At 41.1% G+C, this 21,664-nt stretch carries 18 protein-coding genes and 2 pseudogenes; all 20 read left to right on the top strand.

Features of this window, described 5'->3' with window-relative positions:
* The first annotated feature begins 259 nt into the window (after nt 1-259).
* The 20 genes and pseudogenes from DWX73_RS10025 (at nt 260) to DWX73_RS09930 (ending at nt 21,327) form a co-directional block, all read left to right on the top strand.
* On the top strand, nt 260-2,257 hold the full coding sequence (locus DWX73_RS10025; RefSeq protein WP_158556849.1) for a retron Eco8 family effector endonuclease: 1,998 nt from the start codon (nt 260-262) through the stop codon (nt 2,255-2,257).
* A gap of 212 nt (nt 2,258-2,469) precedes the next feature.
* Nucleotides 2,470-3,564 carry a reverse transcriptase family protein gene (locus DWX73_RS10020; protein ID WP_118348652.1) on the top strand — a complete coding sequence of 365 codons (1,095 nt, stop codon included), beginning with the start codon at nt 2,470-2,472 and terminating at the stop codon, nt 3,562-3,564.
* A 1-nt stretch (nt 3,565) separates the two neighbouring features.
* On the top strand, nt 3,566-4,414 hold the full coding sequence (locus DWX73_RS10015; RefSeq protein WP_118348651.1) for a DUF6602 domain-containing protein: 849 nt from the start codon (nt 3,566-3,568) through the stop codon (nt 4,412-4,414).
* 42 nt (nt 4,415-4,456) lie between these two features.
* Nucleotides 4,457-4,975: a MazG family protein gene (locus DWX73_RS10010; RefSeq protein ID WP_118348650.1), complete on the top strand. Its 519-nt coding sequence runs from the start codon at nt 4,457-4,459 to the stop codon at nt 4,973-4,975.
* Nucleotides 4,976-5,548 (top strand): TetR-like C-terminal domain-containing protein, encoded by a 573-nt coding sequence (locus DWX73_RS10005; RefSeq protein WP_118348649.1) that lies wholly within the window; start codon nt 4,976-4,978, stop codon nt 5,546-5,548.
* A 131-nt stretch (nt 5,549-5,679) separates the two neighbouring features.
* Nucleotides 5,680-7,647 (top strand): oleate hydratase, encoded by a 1,968-nt coding sequence (locus DWX73_RS10000; protein WP_118348648.1) that lies wholly within the window; start codon nt 5,680-5,682, stop codon nt 7,645-7,647.
* Between the two features lie 313 nt (nt 7,648-7,960).
* Complete coding sequence (locus DWX73_RS09995; RefSeq protein ID WP_118348647.1) at nt 7,961-9,154, top strand: BMP family lipoprotein; 1,194 nt, start codon at nt 7,961-7,963, stop codon at nt 9,152-9,154.
* Between the two features lie 94 nt (nt 9,155-9,248).
* On the top strand, nt 9,249-10,790 hold the full coding sequence (locus DWX73_RS09990; RefSeq protein ID WP_118348646.1) for an ABC transporter ATP-binding protein: 1,542 nt from the start codon (nt 9,249-9,251) through the stop codon (nt 10,788-10,790).
* Nucleotides 10,783-11,921 (top strand): annotated as a pseudogene (locus tag DWX73_RS09985) (ABC transporter permease). Before DWX73_RS09990 ends, DWX73_RS09985 begins: the two are co-directional and overlap by 8 nt.
* Nucleotides 11,921-12,862 carry an ABC transporter permease gene (locus DWX73_RS09980; RefSeq protein ID WP_118348645.1) on the top strand — a complete coding sequence of 314 codons (942 nt, stop codon included), beginning with the start codon at nt 11,921-11,923 and terminating at the stop codon, nt 12,860-12,862. Before DWX73_RS09985 ends, DWX73_RS09980 begins: the two are co-directional and overlap by 1 nt.
* Nucleotides 12,863-12,880: 18 nt before the next feature.
* A complete protein-coding gene (gene udp, locus DWX73_RS09975) occupies nt 12,881-13,666 on the top strand; it encodes a uridine phosphorylase (protein ID WP_118348644.1) in 786 nt (261 codons plus the stop codon).
* 16 nt (nt 13,667-13,682) lie between these two features.
* A complete protein-coding gene (gene deoC / locus DWX73_RS09970) occupies nt 13,683-14,348 on the top strand; it encodes a deoxyribose-phosphate aldolase (protein ID WP_118348643.1) in 666 nt (221 codons plus the stop codon).
* A 20-nt stretch (nt 14,349-14,368) separates the two neighbouring features.
* Nucleotides 14,369-14,788, top strand: coding sequence for a cytidine deaminase (cdd, locus tag DWX73_RS09965; protein WP_118348642.1), 420 nt, complete (start codon nt 14,369-14,371; stop codon nt 14,786-14,788).
* Between the two features lie 29 nt (nt 14,789-14,817).
* Nucleotides 14,818-15,810: an adenosine deaminase gene (add, locus tag DWX73_RS09960; protein ID WP_118348641.1), complete on the top strand. Its 993-nt coding sequence runs from the start codon at nt 14,818-14,820 to the stop codon at nt 15,808-15,810.
* Between the two features lie 16 nt (nt 15,811-15,826).
* Nucleotides 15,827-17,016, top strand: a pseudogene (locus DWX73_RS09955) (phosphopentomutase).
* A gap of 16 nt (nt 17,017-17,032) precedes the next feature.
* Nucleotides 17,033-17,671, top strand: coding sequence for a YczE/YyaS/YitT family protein (locus DWX73_RS09950; protein ID WP_118348640.1), 639 nt, complete (start codon nt 17,033-17,035; stop codon nt 17,669-17,671).
* A 31-nt stretch (nt 17,672-17,702) separates the two neighbouring features.
* A complete protein-coding gene (locus tag DWX73_RS09945; protein ID WP_118348639.1) occupies nt 17,703-18,431 on the top strand; it encodes a Crp/Fnr family transcriptional regulator in 729 nt (242 codons plus the stop codon).
* An 18-nt stretch (nt 18,432-18,449) separates the two neighbouring features.
* Nucleotides 18,450-19,271: a purine-nucleoside phosphorylase gene (locus tag DWX73_RS09940; RefSeq protein WP_118348638.1), complete on the top strand. Its 822-nt coding sequence runs from the start codon at nt 18,450-18,452 to the stop codon at nt 19,269-19,271.
* 150 nt (nt 19,272-19,421) lie between these two features.
* Nucleotides 19,422-19,964: an NUDIX hydrolase gene (locus DWX73_RS09935; protein WP_118348637.1), complete on the top strand. Its 543-nt coding sequence runs from the start codon at nt 19,422-19,424 to the stop codon at nt 19,962-19,964.
* Entirely contained in the window at nt 19,954-21,327 is a 1,374-nt protein-coding gene (locus DWX73_RS09930; RefSeq protein WP_118348636.1) for an MATE family efflux transporter, read from the top strand. Before DWX73_RS09935 ends, DWX73_RS09930 begins: the two co-directional genes overlap by 11 nt.
* Nucleotides 21,328-21,664: the final 337 nt, after the last annotated feature.

Genomic DNA, 21,664 nt, shown 5'->3' with positions numbered 1-21,664 from the left:
CACTCAGACGGGTTTGCTGTGCAACTAAACTTGTATGAGATTTCATAACTCACCTCCTGTAGCAAAGTCAAAAAAGTTGAGTACTAAACTATTTGGACTTTGTAGTGATAAGTCTATTATCTCACATCGGATGATTTTGAACAGGTACTCGCTATTTTGCGTTTACGATAAAATAAAATATCAAATATGATGTGAAAATGAAGCAGAGTAGAAATGAGATAGTGGTGTTCAAGTGGATGCTGACAGAAAGGACGGCCATATGTCAATTAAGCGAATTGAAATTACAGGGTATCGGTCTATTGCATATTTGAATATGGAAATGAATCAGATTACAACTTTGATTGGTCGGAATGGGAGCGGCAAATCGAATATTTTGTCTGCGCTGAATTATTTTTATAAGAATTTGTTGACCGTGCAGGATGAGCAGAATAGTTTTGATACCAATAATAGATTGCGCAATGAAATATGTATTCGAATTACTTATGATTTGAAGCAGATTCTGAAAATTATTAAAAGAAATTTGAATGATGAAAAGAAAGAGTATGAGAATTATTATAAAAAGGTATTAGCGATTTCTAATCATGATGAGATTATTGTTGAGCTGGTTAAGAGAAAAGGGAAGGAAATCCGTTGGAATGTAAGTTACAATACGCGTCAGATTATAGCCTCACTATTTCCGGTATATTTTATAGATTCAAGACAGATTGAACTGACAGATTGGACCAATTTGTGGAATCTGATAGGAGATTTATTTAAATTCAGAAATGAAGATTCTGAAAGGATTCAAAGTACAATAAGAACTATTGTGGAAAGTAACGATAGTTCGGTAAAGAAAAAATTAAATCATCTGCAAGATATATTTGAACAGGAACATATTAATGTGAAGCGTCTGACATCAAGGCAGATTGGTCAGATGTTAGCAGAAATGCTGGTAGGCGGTCAGAGGTTTCAATATGATGAGAAGAATCTTAGGGAATATTCTAATGGAACAAATGCATTTAATTATACAACGATTCTTATTGATATTCTGGCTATTATGAAGAAATACAAATTGAAAGAGCCGATCATTGTCTTGGATGAACCGGAAATTAGTCTGCACCATACGATGATCGATCAATTGATGGAGAAAATTTTTGGGGCGGCAGATCAGGTTCAGTTTCTCTTATCGACACATTCGGCGCGGTGTGTAAAAATGCTGCTTGAAAATGAAGAAGATATTTCTGCGATTTACCATGTTGCATTAAAAGAGAACTATTCCAAAGTAAGGCGTGTGCGCAATTTGTCAGAGCAGGAAGAGCGGGAACGTATTGTAGTGACAGAGTCTTATACGGGAAGCTGTTTTGCAAAAATGATTTTGAACGTAGAAGGAGAGACAGAGCTTGAGCTTTTTAAAAATAAATATTTGCGAATGCTTTTTCCGGTTTTGAAAGAAGTTGAGATTGTAATGGGAATGAGCAATAAAGTGGTTCATAATCTAACTGCGCCCAGTAAGAGAAATTATCAGATCCCAGGTCTGGCTGTAATGGATATGGATAAAGTCCTGGCAAAAAAGGATGGAGAAAATGCATTTTTATTTACAGAACTGAAGGATTATCAGATTGATAGAGAAATTTATCATTATGGTGCCAAAAGACAGAAGACATTAGCGCTTAGGCGCAGGATCAAACGTATGTGCAGTCAGTGTAAATTTTCTTATCGATATCCATTGTTTAGCTGTGATGATCCGAATTTTGAGTGTCTGTTAGATCTGATTGTGGAATATTATCGCAATTATGATGTGTTTCTGTGGAGAAATACGGTGGAAGGTGCGCTGATTACTGTTGAAAATCAGCAAGTATTTAAAAAATATGTGAATGCCGGAGGGCTAAGTCTTGAAGAACGCAAAAATACGGTAGAATACTGGAAATTGTTTCAGGATAAGAAGAATCTGCAGTTAAATTATTTGAGGATGCTTTTTTCCGGAAAACCGGATTATCTGCTGACGAAGAAACAGATCAAAAAACAGAATCCACAAATTGATGAGAATTTATGGAATGTGCTGTGTATGGTAAAGAAGACAAGCGGCTGGGTAAGTAAGTGGCTGGAATTTTATTTTCTTGATCTGGCCGAGATACAGCATTCGGAAAGACAGGGATTCCGGGAATTTGGAAGATGGATTGAAGCAGATGCCAATTATCAACAGGCAGTGGAAGCAGTTCAGAAAGATTTTCCGCAGTTATATGCATTGGTTCACAAAATAGAAGTGACTTTACGTTAAAACAATGGTAGAATAGACCTTGAGCAAGCAGTAATTTTACGAAGACAGACTCGTAAATCCGCGAGACGGTATGGGAATACTGGTGAAACCGCGGAAAAATCAGAACTGATGACTTAAATCTCCCGTAGAAATACGGGGCAGTGTATCTTTCCTGGATAATACCCTGAAAGGAATTATTCAGTAAGTGCTTGCTCTTCTAAAGAGGAAGATAAATGCAAATATATAATTATAAATTTCTTTTAGAAAAAATATTAAAGACAAGCGATGAGAAACTGCATGCAGTTTTGGAAGGAATTGAATATGCATATGAGGAGACTGAAATTCCGAAAAAGAATGGAATTCGGGTAATTCATATGCTTCGGAAAACGCCTGAAGGGAGAAATCTGACTAATTTTCAGAGGAATCTTGTCAGGCGATTTTTGCAGAAAATACCGATTGCCATACCGGCAAAAGGATTTGTAACCGGTGAGAGTTATCAGAACTTTCTGATGCCACATGCCGGAAATCATTATTTTCTAAGAATTGATATAAAAGATTTTTTTGACTCGTTTTCAGAGAAATTGATGAAGAGTAACCTGAAAGAATTTATTCAGGATCGGGAAGCATTGGAAACGGTATTTGAGCTTTGTACGTTGAATGCAAAGCTTCCGCAGGGAGCTGTGACTTCACCTATATTATCTAATATATTTTTCAGAAGAATCGATCAGAGAATTTTGAAATATTGTCAATCTATTGAAGAACGCTACCGGAAAGAAAATACAAGATCAGAGAAACAGGGAATCCGTCGGATTTCTTATACAAGGTATGCCGATGATATGCTTTTTAGCTCAGATTTTTTTGATTTTGGGGAGCATATTTATTTTCTGAGAATGCTTTCGAAGATTTTGAAAGAAAATGGTTTCGAGATAAATCGAAGTAAGACGATGATGTGCAAAGGAGAGATTGGGCTCAATGGTTATGTAGTTGGTGACGGGCTTCGGCTGTCGCGCAGAAAGCTGCAAAGTGTTAAGGAGACGTTATATTTTTTTCGGAAACAGGATCAGGAACTGTATGAAGTTGATATGAGAAAAGCTGAGGACCTGAAGGAAAGTTTGAAGAAGCTAAATGAAATGCGCAGAGAAAATAATAAAGAAGCGAGAGAATTTCGCAGCCGTCAGGACTTTATCCATTATTTGGCAGGATGCAGAGCGTGGATGATTTCTGTTTTGCAGACAGAGCAACTATTAAAAAAAGATTCTAAGAGATTAGAAAAAACGATTCAGAGGCTGGAAGAATTATTGAAAGCAGTGGAGAAAGAAGAAGGATAGTATGGGCGGAACGAGGATTGAAAGTTATTGGGCAGATGAAATGAAATCAGTTTTATACAAATATCATCAGTTTGAAAAGCTGATTCCCTCTTTGAATCATGAAGGTGCCGGTCACAGAGGAGAAGACGGGCGATATGTAGAAAGTATTTTGCGGGAGACGCTGAAAAAGTTTCTGCCGACAGGGATAGAGATTTTTGATGGATTTATTTTGCGGGCAGGTGTTAAAGGGGGAAACTCAGGGAGAGCGAGAAGAAAGGATGCAGATGTCCATTCTTCTCAGTTGGATCTGATTATCTATGATGCGGCAGAATATCCGGTTTATCAGAGATTTGGAGATACGGCAGTCGTTTTGCCGGAGGGTGTTCTTGCTGTTATTTCTGTCAAAAAGAACCTGTATCTGAATGAGGTAAATCATGAACTTCAGATGTTGAAACAGACAGGACAGATTTGCGCGTTTCATGGAAAGAAGGGACCATTTCTGGCATTAGTAGGAATGGGAGATAAAATTTCAGATGAGGCAGAGAAATCTTTCAAAAAAGTGGCAGAGAAATTACAAGCAGCAGAATTACATGCATATGAAGAAATGCCTGGATTTATTGGAGCGTTAGAGGGATGGACGATACACCGACGTCATCGAAAAGATCAAAAAGAGGCGGAATATCAGCTCTTTGTTCATGAAGAAGGAGAGGAGCATTTAGGATTACAATATTTACTGAAGGGAATCTTGGATGTTTATTATAGTGAAGACAGGAAACATGGGTGTCAGCCGGGATTCATTTCTTTTCCAAGGGGAAAGCAGTATCGTGGAGAAACATGCAGGCTGCCTTACCGCACGATTACAGCGCGATAGAAGAAAGAATGATAAATAAGATGGTAATAAGGAGGAAGTATTATGGCAAAATTTGAAGAGTTTCAAAAGATTATTGCAAAACTGCGTTCGCCAAAAGGATGCCCCTGGGATCGGGAGCAGACCCATGAAAGTCTGAAACCGGCCTGCATCGAGGAGGCGGCTGAGGTGATCTGCGGTATTAATATATTGAAAGAGACAGGGAATCCGGATAACCTGAAGGAAGAACTCGGAGATCTTCTTTTACAGGTTGTAATGCATGCACAGATTGCAGAAGAGGAAGGATTTTTTACATTGGATGATGTGATTCAAACGGTATCTGATAAAATGATCCGGCGGCATCCACATGTATTTGGGACAGCAAATGTTTCAGGAAGCGGGGATGTAATAACAGCGTGGGAAGATATTAAGAAGCAGGAGAAAGCAGGAAAAGAGTGGATGGAAGATTATCTGCCGGAGGCATTTTTGCAGTCGCGCCGATATCTTGAGCAGGCAGAAGAGCGAAAGAAGAATAAGAAGAAACAAAACAGAGCAAGTGATGAAAAAAGAAACGGAGCTGAGTAAATGGCAAATATGACGAAGCAGGCTTTGGAAGTGTCTCTGAAGAAACTGCTGCTTCAAAAGCCTCTTGATAAAATTACGATCAACGATCTGACAGCAGACTGCGGTATTAGCCGGATGGCATTTTATTATCACTTTGAGGATATTTATGATCTGGTAGAGTGGAGCTGTATCGAAGATGCTTCGCGGGCGCTTCAGGGGAAAAAAACATATGACAGCTGGCAGGAAGGTCTTCTGCAGATTTTTGAGGCAGTGATGGAGAATAAACCGTTTATCTTGAATGTATATCATTCGGTAAGTCGGGAACAGATCGAAACGTATCTTTTTCGTTTAACATATGATTTGTTGGAAGGAGTTGTGGAAGAAAAGGCTGCCGGGCAGAAGATCAGTGAGGAAGAAAAAGGATTTATTGCAGATTTTTATAAATATGGATTTGTGGGAATTATGCTTGACTGGATCAAACAGGGAATGAAATCGGATTATGAAGAGATTGTGGAGCGGATGTGCCTGACACTTCATGGGACGATTTTGCGTTCTATTGAGAATTTTTCGGAAAAACATTTGACAGACAATTAATCAAAGTGTGAGAGATGATAAGTTTTTTATCATCTCTTTTGTTTTGTAAATTGAAAATCGTACATAATAACAGTATGCTGAGGGTACATTGAGAAAAAGAAAGAACGATAGTTCGGAAAGGTGGATTCAAGATGAATAAAAAAGCAGGAAAAATCGGTATGGCGGTATTGGCAGCAGGAGCAGGGACAGCAGCTGTTATGGCAAAACGTGCGAGAGATGCAAAACAGAGCAGCGAGATGAAGATAGCGGAGAGAAAGACAGAGTATCGCAACACAGAACGGGGAAAATATGAGAAAAACAGTAAGGGAATTTATTATAGTAACGGAAATTATGAAGCATTTGCACGGCCGGAAAAACCGGATGGAATTGAGGAGAAACATGCTTATATTGTAGGCAGCGGTCTTGCATCACTGGCAGCGGCATGTTTTCTTGTGAGAGATGCACAGATGCCGGGGTCTCACATTCATATTTTGGAAGCAATGGATATTGCGGGCGGTGCCTGTGATGGAATTCATGATCCGATGAGAGGGTATGTGATGCGCGGCGGTCGTGAGATGGAAAATCATTTTGAATGTCTGTGGGATCTCTTCCGCAGTATTCCATCGATTGAGACGCCCGGAGTATCTGTTTTGGATGAATATTACTGGCTGAACAAACATGATCCGAATTATTCGCTCTGCCGGGCAACGGTTAATAGAGGAGAAGATGCCCATACAGATGGCAAATTTAATCTGAGTCAGAAAGGCTGTATGGAAATTATGAAATTGTTTATGACGAAAGACGAGGATCTGTACGATAAAAAGATTGAAGATGTCTTTGATGAGGAAGTGTTTGACTCTACATTCTGGCTCTATTGGCGTACGATGTTTGCTTTTGAAAACTGGCATAGTGCATTGGAGATGAAATTATATTTTCAGCGTTTTATTCATCACATTGCAGGTCTTCCGGATTTTAGCGCTCTGAAATTTACAAAATATAACCAGTACGAATCTTTGATTCTTCCGATGCAAAGGTATCTGGAGGAGGCTGGAGTTGATTTCCAGTTTGGCACAGAAGTAACGAATGTGGTCTTTGAATTTCGCGGCGATAAGAAAATCGCTACAGCGATTGAATGTCGTGTGGATGGTGTGGAGAAGGGAATTCTTCTGACAGAAAATGATTATGTATTTGTGACAAATGGAAGCTGCACAGAGGGAACGATTTACGGGGATCAGAATCACGCCCCGAACGGAGATGCGGAAATCCGGACAAGCGGATGCTGGAATTTGTGGAAAAATATTGCAAAGCAGGATGCTTCGTTTGGACATCCGGAGAAATTCTGTTCAGATATTTCTAAAACAAACTGGGAATCAGCAACCATTACGACATTAGACGATAAGATTATTCCGTATATTATGAATATCTGTAAACGTGATCCAAGAAGCGGAAAAGTAGTTACCGGAGGGATTGTGAGCTGTCAGGATTCTAAGTGGCTTATGAGCTGGACAATCAATCGTCAGGGACAGTTTAAAGGACAGAATCCGGAACAGGTATGCGTATGGGTATATGGTCTTTTCACGGATGTGCCGGGAGACTATATTAAGAAACCAATGAAGGAATGTACCGGAAAGGAAATTACAGAGGAATGGCTGTATCATATTGGTGTTCCGACAGATCAGATTGCAGACCTTGCAGAGCACAGCGCCGTATGCGTTCCGACGATGATGCCGTATATTACTGCATTTTTCATGCCGCGGACAAAAGGAGACAGACCGGATGTCATTCCGGATGGATGTGTAAATTTTGCATTTCTTGGTCAGTTTGCAGATACTCCGCGTGATACTGTGTTTACAACAGAGTACTCTGTGCGAACAGCAATGGAAGCGGTTTATGGTCTGTTCGGTGTTGACAGGGGAGTTCCGGAAGTATGGGGAAGTGTATATGATATCAGAGAACTTCTTGACAGTTCGGTAAAATTAATGGATGGACGTTCTCCGCTTGAGATTCCGCTGCCGGGCCCGCTAAATGCTTTGAAGAAGCCTTTGCTTCGTGTGATCAGGGGAACTGTGATAGAAAAACTGCTCCGGGATCATGATATTTTGCGGGAAGAAATGTTATAAAAAATTTGGAACACGGTATAAAAAGTGACTCAAGACCTTTTTCTTCAATAAAAAACACAATAAAAATAGAAAAAATGCACAAAAGCTAATGTTAAAAACTGAAAGAATATTACAAACTGCTTTTTTATTTAGAAAAAAAGGACTTGTGTCCTATCTGAATTGAGACAAATGTGCTATACTCTCAGTAGAGTCGGCAGTAAGCCGAAGGAACTTGTGCAGTAAGCCATTATCTGGAATAAAAACAAAGAAGTATGATTATTCTACGACTATGAAAGTGCACAGAAGTAAAGCAGACAAATAGCAGGAGGTAATTATGAAAAAAAGAGTTGTTGCAATGTTACTTGCAGGAATGATGACAGTTTCACTGGCAGCATGCGGAGGCGGTTCAGACAGCGGAAGCGATGATAAGAAAAAAGAAGGTAAAAAGTCTGATATGAAAGTTGCGATGGTAACAGATTCAGGTGATATTACAGACCAGAGCTTTAACCAGACAACTTATGAAGCAAGCAAAGCCTGGGCAGAAGAAAATGATGTGGAGTTCAACTACTACAAACCGGAAAGCGACAATGATGAAGCAAGAAATGCAAGTGTAGATCAGGCAATCGCTGATGGAGCAAATGTCGTTGTATTGCCGGGATATATGTTTGCGGCAGCAGTTGTATCCCAGTCAGAGATGTATCCGGATGTAAAATTTGTTGCATTGGATGTTGGAGCCGGAGATATCTGTGAAAAAGGTGTTGGAGAAGGTTATTCTTTTAACCCGGATGACTATGATGTGACAGAATACTACAATGAAGAGAATGTTTACTGCTGTACTTATCAGGAAGAACTTTCAGGATATATGGCAGGATATGCAGCTGTGAAATTAGGATATAAACATCTTGGTTTCCTCGGAGGTATGTCAGTTCCGGCTGTTACACGTTTTGGTTATGGATATCTTCAGGGAGCTGATGCAGCAGCAGAAGAACTTGGTATTTCTGACCAGGTAGAAGTGGAATACGTATGCGGCGGACAGTTCTATGGAGATGCTGATATTACAGCATACATGGATACATGGTATGGATCTAAAGGCGTAGAAGTTGTATTTGCATGCGGCGGTGGTATTTATACATCTGCAGCAGAAGCAGCAGTTAAGACAGGCGGTAAAGTGATCGGTGTTGATACAGACCAGTCAGCAATTATTAACAAGACAGCAGCAGATCTTACTGTGACATCTGCTATGAAAGGTCTTGCAGCAACAGTTAAGACAGTTCTTACAGATATCAAAGCTGATAAGTGGGATAACTACGCTGGAAAGATCGATACACTTGGACTTGTTTCAGAGAATCCGGAAGAAAACTATGTTCAGCTTCCAATTGAGACAACACAGTGGGGCGATGGATTTACAGAAGACGATTACAAAGTACTTGTAAAAGATATGTTCGACGGTAAGATCAAAGTTTCAAATGACATTACAGCATTACCTAAGACAAAAATTAAAGTAACAGATTACGGCAGCATTAAGTAAACAGCATAATTTAACTGCAAAGGGAGTAGGGTGATCTTGCTCCCTTTTTTGATAAAAGCACAGGTGTAATAAGATGAGAGGAGGCGTGTAGAGAATGGAACAGTATGCAATTGAGATGTTGAATATCACGAAAAGATTTCCGGGCATCATCGCAAACGATAATATTACTTTACAGCTGAAAAAAGGCGAGATCCACGCACTTCTGGGTGAAAATGGTGCAGGAAAATCTACGCTTATGAGTGTTCTTTTCGGGTTATATCAGCCGGAGGAAGGCGAGATCCGCAAAGATGGGAAAAAGGTAGCAATCAATGATCCGAATGATGCCAATGCACTTGGGATCGGAATGGTACATCAGCATTTTAAACTGGTGGAATGTTTTAGCGTTTTAGATAATATCATTCTCGGCGCAGAGACAACGAAGGGCGGATTTCTTAAAAAGGATGAAGCAAGAAAGAAAGTCATGGAGCTTTCGGAAAAATATGGGCTTGCGGTAGATCCGGATGCAATTATTGAGGATATTACCGTTGGTATGCAGCAGAGAACAGAGATCCTCAAGATGCTTTATCGCGATAATGAGATTCTGATTTTTGACGAACCGACAGCGGTTCTGACTCCGCAGGAGATTCAGGAATTGATGACAATTATGAAGAACCTTGCAGCAGAAGGAAAGAGTATTTTATTTATTACTCATAAACTTGCAGAAATTATGCAGGTATCTGACCGTTGTACTGTTCTTCGCAAAGGTAAATATATCGGTACCGTAGAGACGAAGGATACGACACCGGAGAAACTTTCTGCCATGATGGTAGGCCGTGACGTAAATTTTGTTGTTGAGAAGAAGCCGGCAAAACCACAGGAGGTTGTTCTTGATGTTCAGGGGATGACAGTTGCTTCAAAACATCATAAAAACAATGCCGTTAATAATGTATCTCTTCAGGTAAGACGGGGAGAGATTGTTTGTATCGCCGGAATTGACGGAAATGGTCAGACAGAATTTGTATATGGACTTTCTGGGCTGGAACCGTTAAAGAGCGGAAAGATTATCATGAATGGGCAGGACATTACACATATGCCGATCCGCAAGCGCTTGACATCAGGGATGAGCCACATTCCGGAAGACAGACATAAACATGGACTTGTTCTTGATTATTCTCTTGAAGATAATATTGTACTTCAAAGATATTTTGAACCGCAGTTTACGAATAAAGGTGGATTTTTAAAGCGCAAGGCAATCCGCGAATATGCAAATAAACTGATTGAGCAGTATGATATCCGGTCAGGACAGGGAGCTGTTACGAAAGCCCGCTCTATGTCAGGAGGTAATCAGCAGAAAGCGATTATTGCCCGCGAGATTGATAAAAATCCGGAACTTTTGATTGCAGTTCAGCCGACAAGAGGGCTTGACGTCGGTGCGATTGAATACATCCATAAGCAGTTGGTGGCACAGAGAGATGCAGGAAAAGGAGTGCTGCTTGTGAGTCTGGAGCTGGATGAGGTTATGAATGTTTCTGACAGAATCCTCGTTATGTACGAAGGTGAAATTGTTGGAGAATTTGATCCGAAGAAGGTTACAGTGGAAGAGCTTGGTCTTTACATGGCAGGTTCTAAGAGAAAGGAGGCAGGAACAAATGAATAAAGAAACAACGAAGAAACAAAGCCTCTTGAGAAACAGCGGCGTTCAGACCATACTCGGATCAGTGCTTTGTATCATACTCGGTCTTCTGATCGGATATGTGGTACTTTTGATCATTAATCCGAGCGGCGCCGGTAAAGCAATCACTGCTATTTTGAAAAACTATTTATATTATCCGAGTTCTGTTGCAGTTATGAAATATTTGGGAACGACGCTCGTAAAGGCCTCAGCGCTTCTGATGTGTTCCCTGTCAGTGCTTTTTGCGTGGAAGGTTGGTCTTTTTAATATCGGTGCAGCAGGACAGTATGTCATTGGAGTTGGCACATGTCTTTTCCTGGCGCTGAAGTTTGATATGCCGTGGTATATCTGTCTTCCGGCAGCAATGCTGGCAGCAGCAATCGTAGGTGGTATTTCAGGCGCCTTGAAGGCTTACTTTAATGTAAATGAAGTTATTTCCTGTATCATGTTGAACTGGATTGGGCTGTACTGCGTAAATATGCTTCTGACAAAAGTAAAAGAACAGTCTACACCGTACACAAAGACATTAGAGAGTACAATTCATCTGCGCTTCTTCCGAATGCAGGATTGGATAAAATGTTTTCTAATAATGAATTTGTGACGATCGGAGTGATACTTTCGGTTGTCATGGCAGTTCTTGTATGGATCGTGCTGGATAAAACAAAATTTGGTTATGAATTAAAAGCAACAGGTATGAATAAAAATGCTGCAAAATATTGCGGTATGCGGGAAAAGAGAAACATCATTTTAACAATGATGATCGCAGGAGCTCTTGCAGGAATGGGAGCAGGCATTTTCTATTTAAGCGGTATTGAGCAGTGGATGGTACAGCAGACAAGTGTTCCGGCGATGGGATTCAATGGAATCGCGGCGGCATTCCTCGGTGGAACGAACCCGATCGGAGCTATCTTTTCTTCTTATTTTATCCAGCATATTACAAGTGGTGGAACTTATGTAGATAAGACAATGTACTGTACGCAGATTTCAGATTTGATTTCAGCGTTTATCATTTATTTATGCGGTTTTGTATTGTTCTTCAAGATGTGGCTGAACAGATATCTGGATAAGCGAGATGAGAAAATGGCTGCAAAAGAACAGAAAGGAGGCGAAGCATAATGTTATTATTAGTTCAGTATACATTAATATTTGCTTCTGTTCTGCTGCTGGTAGCACTTGGCGGCTGCTTCTCAGAACATAGTGGTGTTATTAATATCGGACTGGAAGGCATCATGGTTATGGGAGCGCTCGGAGGCGCGCTGACAATGAAATATCTTCCGGCAGGCATGGCTGCTCCGCTTGTGATTCTGCTTGTGATTCTTGCAAGTGTTCTCATCGGTATGATCTTCTCGCTTCTTCTCGGTGTGGCGGCGATTCGGTTTAATGCGGATCAGACGCTTGTCGGAACGGCGCTGAATTTACTTGGACCGGCAGCGGCAGTTGTTATTGTAAGAGCAATCAATACAGCAGAAAGTGTGGATAATGTTTCTTCGACAGTGGCTTATGGTCATGCAAAGAAAGCGTTTATCATGAACATCGGCAGATTTGAATTTAACTGGTTCATGCTGATTGCATTTATCATGTTGATTGTTTCTTATGTAGTGCTTTATAAGACGAAATTTGGTTTAAGACTCTGTGCATGTGGTGAACATCCGCAGGCAGCAGACTCTGTCGGAATTAATGTTTATAAAATGCGTTATGCAGGCGTATTGATTTCAGGAGCACTGGGCGGACTTGGAGGACTTGTCTATATTACTGCCGGAGTAAGCGAATGGAAATTTGAAAATGGTGTGGCAGGATTTGGCTTCCTGGCATTGGCGGTTATGATCTTTGGACAGTGGAGACCAATCAGTATAGGACTGGCAGCGCTTCTGTTTGGATTTTTCCGTGCTCTTTCTAATGTATATACAGGATTTGATGCACTTGTGGCGCTGAAGCTTCCGAGTACTTTATACAATATGCTTCCGTATATTATCTCCCTTGTTGTTCTTGTATTTGTATCTAAGAAATCAAGAGCGCCGAAGGCAGAGGGTATCCCGTATGATAAAGGACAGCGCTAGAAGGAGGAAAAGCTAGATATGAAAAATTATTCAGAAGATGCAAGCAGACAGTATCATATTCAGGTGGCACAAGGAGAGATTGGCCGTTATGTGATCATGCCAGGAGATCCAAAAAGATGTGTGAAGATTGCTCAATATTTTGATAATCCGGTTCTGATTGCAGATAACAGAGAATATGTCACTTATACAGGAACACTTGATGGGGTAAAGGTTAGTGTTACCTCTACAGGAATCGGTGGACCGTCAGCGTCTATCGCTATGGAAGAGCTGTACCGCTGCGGTGCGGATACATTTATCCGGATCGGGACATGCGGCGGTATGCAGACAGAAGTAAAGAGTGGAGACGTTGTGATCGCAACGGGAGCAATCCGCATGGAGGGAACTTCAAGAGAATATGCACCGATGGAATTTCCTGCGGTAGCAGATCTGACAGTAACGAATGCGCTTGTGGAAGCAGCACAGAAGAAAGCGTGCAAATTCCATACAGGTGTTGTTCAGTGTAAGGATGCGTTCTACGGGCAGCATGAGCCGGAGACAAAGCCGGTAAGCTATGAACTGATGAATAAATGGGAGGCATGGAAACGTCTTGGATGTCTGGCATCTGAGATGGAATCAGCAGCACTTTTTATTGTGGCAAGTTATCTTGGCGTGCGTGCGGGTTCCTGTTTCCTTGTTGTTGCTAATCAGGAAAGAGAGAAGTTGGGACTGGAAAATCCGGTTGTACATGATACAGATAAAGCAATTCAGGTTGCAGTCGATGCAATCCGCGAGCTAATCAAAAAGGATCAGGCAAAGGAAAAATAAAGAGGAGATGGAAACGATGAATCATTCAGAAATTTTAAAACATGTTGACCATACATTATTGACACAGGCTGCTACCTGGGAAGAAATTAAGCAGATCTGTGATGAGGCAATGGAATATAAGACTGCGTCCGTATGTATTCCGCCAAGTTATGTAAAAGAGGCAGCCGAATACATGGGAGGCAAGATTCCGGTATGCACAGTAATTGGATTTCCTAACGGATATATGACAACAAAAACAAAAGAATTTGAGACAAGAGATGCAATTGCAAATGGTGCAGAAGAGATCGATATGGTAATCAATATCGGATGGCTGAAAGATAAAAAATATGATCTTGTAGAAGAGGAAATCCGTACATTAAAAGCAGCATGCGGAGAAAAGATCTTAAAAGTGATTATTGAAACATGTCTTTTGACAGAAGAAGAGAAAGTAAAAATGTGCGAACTTGTAACAAATGCAGGGGCAGATTATATTAAGACTTCCACAGGCTTTTCGAAAGCGGGAGCTACCTTTGAAGATATTGAATTGTTTGCAAAACATATCGGTCCAAATGTAAAAATGAAGGCTGCCGGAGGAATTTCAGCATTGGAAGATGCAGAGAAATTTCTTGCACTTGGAGCAGACCGCTTAGGAACAAGCAGAATGATTAAACTTGTGAAAAATGAAGAGGCAACAGGATATTAAGATTTCGGAGGGATCTGCAGATGGACAAACAACTCATAGAGAAATTGATTGAAACTGCGGTCGAACAGCTGAATTTTTCTTACGCACCGTATTCCGGGTATAAAGTCGGTGCAGCTTTGCTTGCAAAGAATGGAACGCTTTATACGGGATGCAATATTGAAAATGCTTCGTACACACCGACAAACTGTGCAGAGCGAACTGCATTTTTTAAGGCAGTAAGCGAAGGCGTCAGAGAATTTGAAGCAATCTGTATCGTAGGTGGAAGAGAAGGAATCTTGACGGATTATGCGGCGCCTTGCGGGGTGTGCCGTCAGGTTATGATGGAATTCTGCAATCCAAAAGAGTTTCAGATTATTTTGGCAACGAGTAAAGAACATTATGATATTTTTACGCTGGAGCAGTTGCTTCCGCTTGGATTCGGGCCGGGAAATCTGGTGTAAATAAACTGATAAACAGGGAGAATGTGAGCATGCGAGCAGAAGAATTGAAACGTCTGCCCAAAATAGAGCTGCATTGTCATCTGGATGGTTCACTCAGCAAAGAGTTCATTCAGACACATCTTGGAAGAGATGTGTCTGAAGAAGAACTTTCCGTATCTGCAGATTGTAAAAGTCTTGTAGAATATCTGGAAAAATTTGAACTGCCGTGTGCGTGCCTGAAAGATGAAGAAGGGCTTGAAGGGGCAGGTTATGATGTATTAAAGACGATGAGCGCAGAAGAAGTATGTTATGCAGAAATACGATTTGCACCGCTTTTTTCTGTGACAGAGAAAATGGGAACAAAACAGGTACTCGAAGCATTGCTGCGGGGACTTGAACGGGGAAAGAAAGAATTTGGAATCGAGTACAATGTTATCACCTGTGCGATGCGTCATCACAGCGAGGAAGAGAATTTTAAAATGATCCGTGATGCAAGAGAGTTTCTTGGCGCAGGTGTATGTGCAGCCGATCTGGCTGGAGCAGAGGCACAGTATCCAATGACAGAGTTTATGGATCTGTTCCAAAAAACAAAAGCACTCGGTATGCCATTTACGATACATGCCGGTGAATGTGGAAGTGCGCAGAATATTGCAGATGCGGTAAAAGCAGGCGCCGGAAGAATTGGACATGGAATTGCGATGCGGGGACATCCGGGACTGCAAAAACTTGTTCGTGCAGAGGGAATCGGAATTGAAATGTGTCCGATCAGCAATCTTCAGACAAAAGCAGTAAGCTGTCCGGAAGAATACCCGCTGCGGGAATTTTTAAAGGCAGGACTTTCTGTAAGTATTAATACAGATAATCGTACTGTCAGCAACACTTCCATGACAAAAGAATTAGAATTTATTCAAAACACATATGGAATGAATGATATAGACTTGATCCGTCTGATGAAAAATGCAGCAGACACTGCCTTTGCATCAGATGATACGAAACAGAGATTATACCGTAAGATTACAGAATTTGAGCAGAATAACAGATAGTATGAGGAGAGACAGGATGAATAAATATAAGAGAGTTTTTGTGATTGTATTAGATTCTCTTGGAATTGGAGCCATGCCGGATTCTGGGAGATTTGGAGATACAGGCGTAGATACCTTTGGACATATTTTGGAACAGATGGAAACGCTTGAGATTCCGAATCTTCAGAAGCTGGGAATGCTGAATCTGCATAAAGGTGGAAAAATGGAAGGTGTAGAACATCCGCTTGGACGCTATATGCGGATGGCAGAAGCAAGTAATGGCAAAGATACGATGACAGGACATTGGGAAATGATGGGGATTCATACAGAAAAACCATTTAAAACTTTTACAGAAACAGGGTTCCCAAAAGAATTGATCGAAGAGCTGGAGAAGCAATGCGGGAAACGAGTCATTGGAAATAAGAGTGCAAGCGGAACGGAGATCATCGAGGAATTGGGAGAAGAAGAAATCGAGACAGGCGCTATGATCGTGTATACATCTGCAGATTCTGTGCTTCAGATCTGTGGAAATGAGGAAACATTTGATCTTCAGAATCTGTACCGGTGCTGTGAGATTGCAAGAGAGATTACAATGAAGGATGAATGGCGTGTTGGACGTGTAATCGCAAGACCTTATATTGGTAAGAAAAAAGGCGAGTTTAAACGTACAAGCAACCGCCATGATTATGCGTTAAAACCGACAGGTAAGACAGTGCTGAATGCGCTGAAAGACGACGGATTTGACGTGATCAGTGTTGGCAAGATCAATGATATTTTCTGCGGTGAAGGTGTGACAGAGGCACACCACTCTAACAGTTCTGTACATGGAATGGAACAGACGATCGAGATTAGTAAAAAAGATTTTAATGGTTTGTGTTTTGTAAATCTTGTTGATTTTGACGCTCTTTGGGGACATCGAAGAGACGTGAAAGGATACGCAGAGGAGATTGAGAAATTTGACAGGAATCTCGGAGTACTTCTGGAAACACTTCGGGAAGATGACCTCTGATTCTGACGGCAGATCATGGAAATGATCCGACATATACAGGAACTGATCATACAAGAGAGTATGTACCGTTGATTGCCTATGCAAAACAAATGGAAGAAGGCGGTGCATTGGAAGAGGCAGATACATTTGCTGTAATCGGGGCATCTTTAGCAGACAATTTTGGTGTGAAAATGCCGGAAGGAACGATTGGTACATCTATTTTGGGACAGCTGATATAGAGCTTTGGAGAAAGGTATGCGATGGAATAAAGATAAGGCAGCGAAAATGCTTCTGGGGATTGCAGGGATTATTTTCATCGGCATAGGCGTTTCCTTTAACGCTTCAGCAGCGCTTGGAAATGATCCGATTGGAATTGTTTATGATGGAATCCGCAATGCGGCCCATCTGTCTCCGGAGCAGCTTGGAATGACTTCAAATATCGTAAATATTGTGCTGATCATAATTGTATTTCTGGCAGAAAAACACTATGTCAGCATTGGAACGCTCGTTCATCTGCTGTTTTACGGCAATGCGGTAAGCATTGGAGGGAAAATTTATCAAATAGTATTTGGAACAGGAACACTTTTGACGCAGATTGTGGGAGCGACAGTGGGGTGTACGCTCATGTATCTTGGAGTTGCTATGTTTATTACGGCGGATATGGGACTTGATCCCTTTACCGGTCTTGTTATGGTTCTTCGGGATAAAACAAAGAAAGAGTTTCAAATAGTAAAAATTTCATTTGATGTGGGATGCATCGCGATCGGCTTCTTGCTTGGAGGAAAGTTGGGAGTTATCACTGTGATCACGGCAGTAACAGCGGGGCCTGCTATTCAGTTCCTGTCAGGAAGGATAGAAAGGCTTCTAGGAAAGAGTGGGCAGGATATCTGCTAAATCGCTGCAAAACGTGAGGAAGGAGAAATGAGTGGGATATAAAACATTATATGAAGCACTGCCATTTCTGAAAGACGTTGATAAAGACAGGCAGGAACAATTCAAAGAATATTTTAAAGGAGCGCCTTTGTGGCTTCTGGATTCATTTCAGATTGAGGAAATGGATAAGAATGTGATTTTCGTGAGGGAAAATGCTCCGGTAGATAATATCTACTTTATTGGAAAAGGAACAATTGAGGCAATTGATTACCGATTTTGTGGAATTACATATGAGTTTATGCGCTTTGATAAAGTATATGCCATGGGTGGAATGGAATTTATTATGGATCTGGACAGATACCGTACGACATTGCGAACAGTTACGAAATGCACAGTCGTGAAAATACCTAAAGCAATATTTGAGAGATGGATGAGTTCGGATATTCATGCACTGAAGCAGGAGGCAAAGCGTGTCGGAGAATATCTTCTGGAAGATGGAAGAAAGGGAAGGGCGCTTCTGTTTCTTCAAGGTTCTGACAGATTAGCAATGCTGCTGGCGGAACGTTATGAACGGTATGCGAGAAATGGCGTGCTTCGTGTGCGGGGCGGACGTCAGAGTCTGGCAAATGGTACAGGGCTTTGCCTGAAGACGATTAATCGCGCTGTGAAAAAGTTTTCGGAAGAGGGAATGCTCACAAAAGAAGGAAATCAGATACTGATTGACTATGAGCAGTATCTTGCATTGAAAAAAATAGTTGCTGCCGTTATGGAGACGGAATAAGCGGAAAAGAGGTTAGTGATGAACGAAGTATATAACAAATTAATGACATGTGTAGAAAGTATTAAAAAGAAAATAGATTTTCAGCCGGAAGTAGCGTTGATTCTCGGATCAGGACTCGGTGATTATGCAGATGAGATCCAGATCGAGCAGACGATTGCATACACAGAGATTGAAGGGTTCCCGACATCTACTGTAGCAGGACATAAGGGAAGATTTGTATTTGGATATGTGAATCAGGTTCCGGTTGTGATTATGCAGGGACGGGTACATTTTTATGAAGGGTACCCAATGTCAGATGTTGTGCTCCCGACAAGACTAATGGGAATGCTGGGCGCCAAAAAACTGATTTTGACGAATGCTGCAGGCGGAGTGAACTTTGAATTTCAGCCGGGTGATTTCATGATGATCACTGATCATATTACAACAGGTGTACCAAGTCCTCTGATTGGACCGAATTTGGATGAACTTGGAGCAAGATTTCCGGATATGAGTGAAGTGTATAGTAAGCGTATGCGAGATATTATCCGCAAAACTGCGGAAGAACTGCAGATTAAGCTTCAGGAAGGCGTTTATGTGCAGTTTACCGGACCAAGCTATGAGACACCGGCAGAAGTGCGTCTCTGCAGAGCGATGGGCGGTGATGCAGTAGGTATGAGCACAGCATGTGAGGCAATGGCAGCACATCATATGGGAATGGAAGTGTGCGGTATCTCCTGTATTACGAATCTGGCAGCAGGTATGTCAAAAGAACAGCTGAATCATAAAGAAGTACAGGAAACAGCTGACCGTGTGGCAAAACAGTTTAAAGAGCTTGTAACAGGAGTCATTACAAGAATTTAGAAACAAAAAACAGAAAAAAGATTCTGGACAGAGATAGGAAAAGGGATTGCTTTATCAGGCGTATGCTGATGAAGCAGTTCCTTTTTTGCTGGAAAGGAAATTTCATCTATGATAAGATAGAAAAAGAAAAAGTTGAAGGAGGCAGTAGTTATGCACAAATTAAGTACATTGTGTTATATAGAACACGATGGAAAATATCTGATGCTCCATCGAACAGTGAAAGAAAATGATGTGAATAAAGACAAATGGATTGGAGTCGGAGGACATTTTGAAGAAGATGAAAGCCCGGAAGAATGTATGTTACGAGAAGTAAAGGAAGAGACCGGATATACGTTGACGTCTTACCGGTATCGTGGAATTGTTACTTTCGTTACAGAAAAGGGGCTCACAGAATATATGTCGCTTTTTACGGCAGATGAATTTGTGGGAGAGCCAATCGTGTGCGATGAAGGTGAACTGGAATGGATTGAAATTGATCGTGTCAGTGAATTAAATCTTTGGCAGGGAGATAAGATTTTTTTGAAATTGCTGGCGGAAGAAGTTCCGTTTTTCTCACTGAAATTAGTGTATGACCGGACAGACAGGCTCATAAAAGCAGTATTAGATGGAAAGGATCTTGATATTAGCGATCAATCAATTTATTGCCGAGCGAATTGCACAAGTCAGGATGACGGAAACAATTATGAAGAATAAAAAGAGATTGGAATTATTTGAAACTGTGCCAATCCCAAAGGCAGTGGCGCAGTTATCTGTTCCTACTATTTTGAGTTCTCTTGTTATGGTTATTTATAATCTGGCAGATACATATTTTGTAGGAATGTTGAACAATCCGATAGAAAATGCGGCTGTAACATTGGCGGCGCCGGTATTGCTTGCCTTTAATGCAGTGAATAATCTTTTCGGCGTGGGAAGTTCCAGTATGATGAGCAGAGCGCTTGGACGGAAAGATTATGATACCGTATATAAAAGCTCGGCGGTTGGATTCTACAGTGCATTGTTTAGCGGAATTGTATTCTCGCTTCTTTGTACATTTGGACAGGCGCCTCTTTTAAATATCCTGGGTGCAGACGCAAAAACAGCAGAGGCAACGGCAGCGTATTTGCAATGGACGGTTAATTTCGGCGCGGTGCCGTCTATTTTAAATGTTGTGCTGGCATATTTGGTAAGGGCAGAAGGCGCTTCGCTTCATGCAAGCATTGGTACAATGAGCGGCTGCCTGATGAATATGATTTTAGATCCGATTTTTATTTTGCCGCAGGGACTGGATATGGGAGCCGCAGGAGCAGGAATGGCGACATGTATTTCAAACTGCTTTGCCTGCATGTATTTCTTTGTACTTTTGTATGTGAGAAGGAAATCAACATATGTATGTATCCAGCCTTCGCAGTGTAAGTTCAAAAGAGAGATTGTGCTTGGAATCTGCGGAGTAGGAATTCCGGCATCGATCCAAAATCTGCTCAATGTTACCGGAATGACAATTTTAAATAATTTTACAGCAGGATTTGGAGCAGATGCAGTTGCAGCAATGGGGATCACTCAGAAAATCAATATGGTTCCAATGAACATTGCAATGGGCATGTCACAGGGAATCATGCCGTTGATCAGCTATAACTATTCCAGTGGAAATCATAAACGAATGAAAGGAACGCTGCTTTTTTCCGCAAGAATTTCCCTTGGATTTCTTGCAGTAGTGGCAATTGGTTATTATGTGGGAGCCGGAAAATTAATCTCGCTCTTTATGGAAAATGAAGCAATTATCGCATATGGTACGCGATTTTTGAGAGGATTTTGTATGGGATTGCCGTTTTTATGCATGGACTTTCTGGCAGTCGGAGTATTTCAGGCAGTTGGAATGGGAAAGTATGCCCTGGGATTTGCGATTATGCGGAAAATTATTTTGGAGATACCGGCGATTTATATTTTAAATGCATTATTCCCGCTATATGGACTTGCATATACGCAGTTTACGGCAGAAATTGTACTGGCAGCTGCAGCGGTGATTGTATTAATACGTCTTTTCCGAAAACTTGAAAATCGTGCAGCGGCTGAAGCATAAGAGAGAGCGTATAAGAGAGTGTGAGACAGAAGGTGAACCTTCTGTCTCATTTTGCATTTTCAGGGCTGTTCAGAAAGAGTGGAAAAATATTTGGAAAAAATTGCAAAAAAATGTTGACAATCTCATCCGGGAGTGATAATATAAACGAGCTGTCGCAAAGACAACAAGGACTTGAAAAAATAAAATAAAAAAGTTCTTGACAAAGCAAATCGGTTATGATAAACTGGATGAGCTGTCAAACGACAGAGAACCTTGATAACTAAACAATAGACAACAACCCTGAAAATTTCTTTAAAGAGATTTCAGAACGAGTTGGACACAAAAGTCTAACGACCTA

The sequence above is a fragment of the Coprococcus sp. AF21-14LB genome (assembly GCF_003458885.1).
Classification (GTDB): Bacteria; Bacillota; Clostridia; order Lachnospirales; family Lachnospiraceae; genus UBA9414.
Note: the sequence above shows the minus strand (reverse complement) of the source record. Positions and strands in the feature narration are given on the sequence as shown.

What these genes read in the sequence shown, in the direction of transcription:
- DWX73_RS10000 (WP_118348648.1), top strand. Translation starts at nt 5,680, where the DNA reads ATGAATAAAAAAGCAGGAAAAATCGGTATGGCGGTATTGGCAGCAGGA.
- DWX73_RS09980 (WP_118348645.1), top strand. Translation starts at nt 11,921, where the DNA reads ATGTTATTATTAGTTCAGTATACATTAATATTTGCTTCTGTTCTGCTG.
- DWX73_RS09990 (WP_118348646.1), top strand. Translation starts at nt 9,249, where the DNA reads ATGGAACAGTATGCAATTGAGATGTTGAATATCACGAAAAGATTTCCG.
- DWX73_RS09995 (WP_118348647.1), top strand. Translation starts at nt 7,961, where the DNA reads ATGAAAAAAAGAGTTGTTGCAATGTTACTTGCAGGAATGATGACAGTT.
- DWX73_RS09935 (WP_118348637.1), top strand. Translation starts at nt 19,422, where the DNA reads ATGCACAAATTAAGTACATTGTGTTATATAGAACACGATGGAAAATAT.
- add (WP_118348641.1), top strand. Translation starts at nt 14,818, where the DNA reads ATGCGAGCAGAAGAATTGAAACGTCTGCCCAAAATAGAGCTGCATTGT.
- DWX73_RS09940 (WP_118348638.1), top strand. Translation starts at nt 18,450, where the DNA reads ATGAACGAAGTATATAACAAATTAATGACATGTGTAGAAAGTATTAAA.
- DWX73_RS09950 (WP_118348640.1), top strand. Translation starts at nt 17,033, where the DNA reads ATGCGATGGAATAAAGATAAGGCAGCGAAAATGCTTCTGGGGATTGCA.
- DWX73_RS09930 (WP_118348636.1), top strand. Translation starts at nt 19,954, where the DNA reads ATGAAGAATAAAAAGAGATTGGAATTATTTGAAACTGTGCCAATCCCA.
- deoC (WP_118348643.1), top strand. Translation starts at nt 13,683, where the DNA reads ATGAATCATTCAGAAATTTTAAAACATGTTGACCATACATTATTGACA.
- DWX73_RS10015 (WP_118348651.1), top strand. Translation starts at nt 3,566, where the DNA reads ATGGGCGGAACGAGGATTGAAAGTTATTGGGCAGATGAAATGAAATCA.
- cdd (WP_118348642.1), top strand. Translation starts at nt 14,369, where the DNA reads ATGGACAAACAACTCATAGAGAAATTGATTGAAACTGCGGTCGAACAG.
- DWX73_RS10025 (WP_158556849.1), top strand. Translation starts at nt 260, where the DNA reads ATGTCAATTAAGCGAATTGAAATTACAGGGTATCGGTCTATTGCATAT.
- DWX73_RS10005 (WP_118348649.1), top strand. Translation starts at nt 4,976, where the DNA reads ATGGCAAATATGACGAAGCAGGCTTTGGAAGTGTCTCTGAAGAAACTG.
- udp (WP_118348644.1), top strand. Translation starts at nt 12,881, where the DNA reads ATGAAAAATTATTCAGAAGATGCAAGCAGACAGTATCATATTCAGGTG.
- DWX73_RS10020 (WP_118348652.1), top strand. Translation starts at nt 2,470, where the DNA reads ATGCAAATATATAATTATAAATTTCTTTTAGAAAAAATATTAAAGACA.
- DWX73_RS10010 (WP_118348650.1), top strand. Translation starts at nt 4,457, where the DNA reads ATGGCAAAATTTGAAGAGTTTCAAAAGATTATTGCAAAACTGCGTTCG.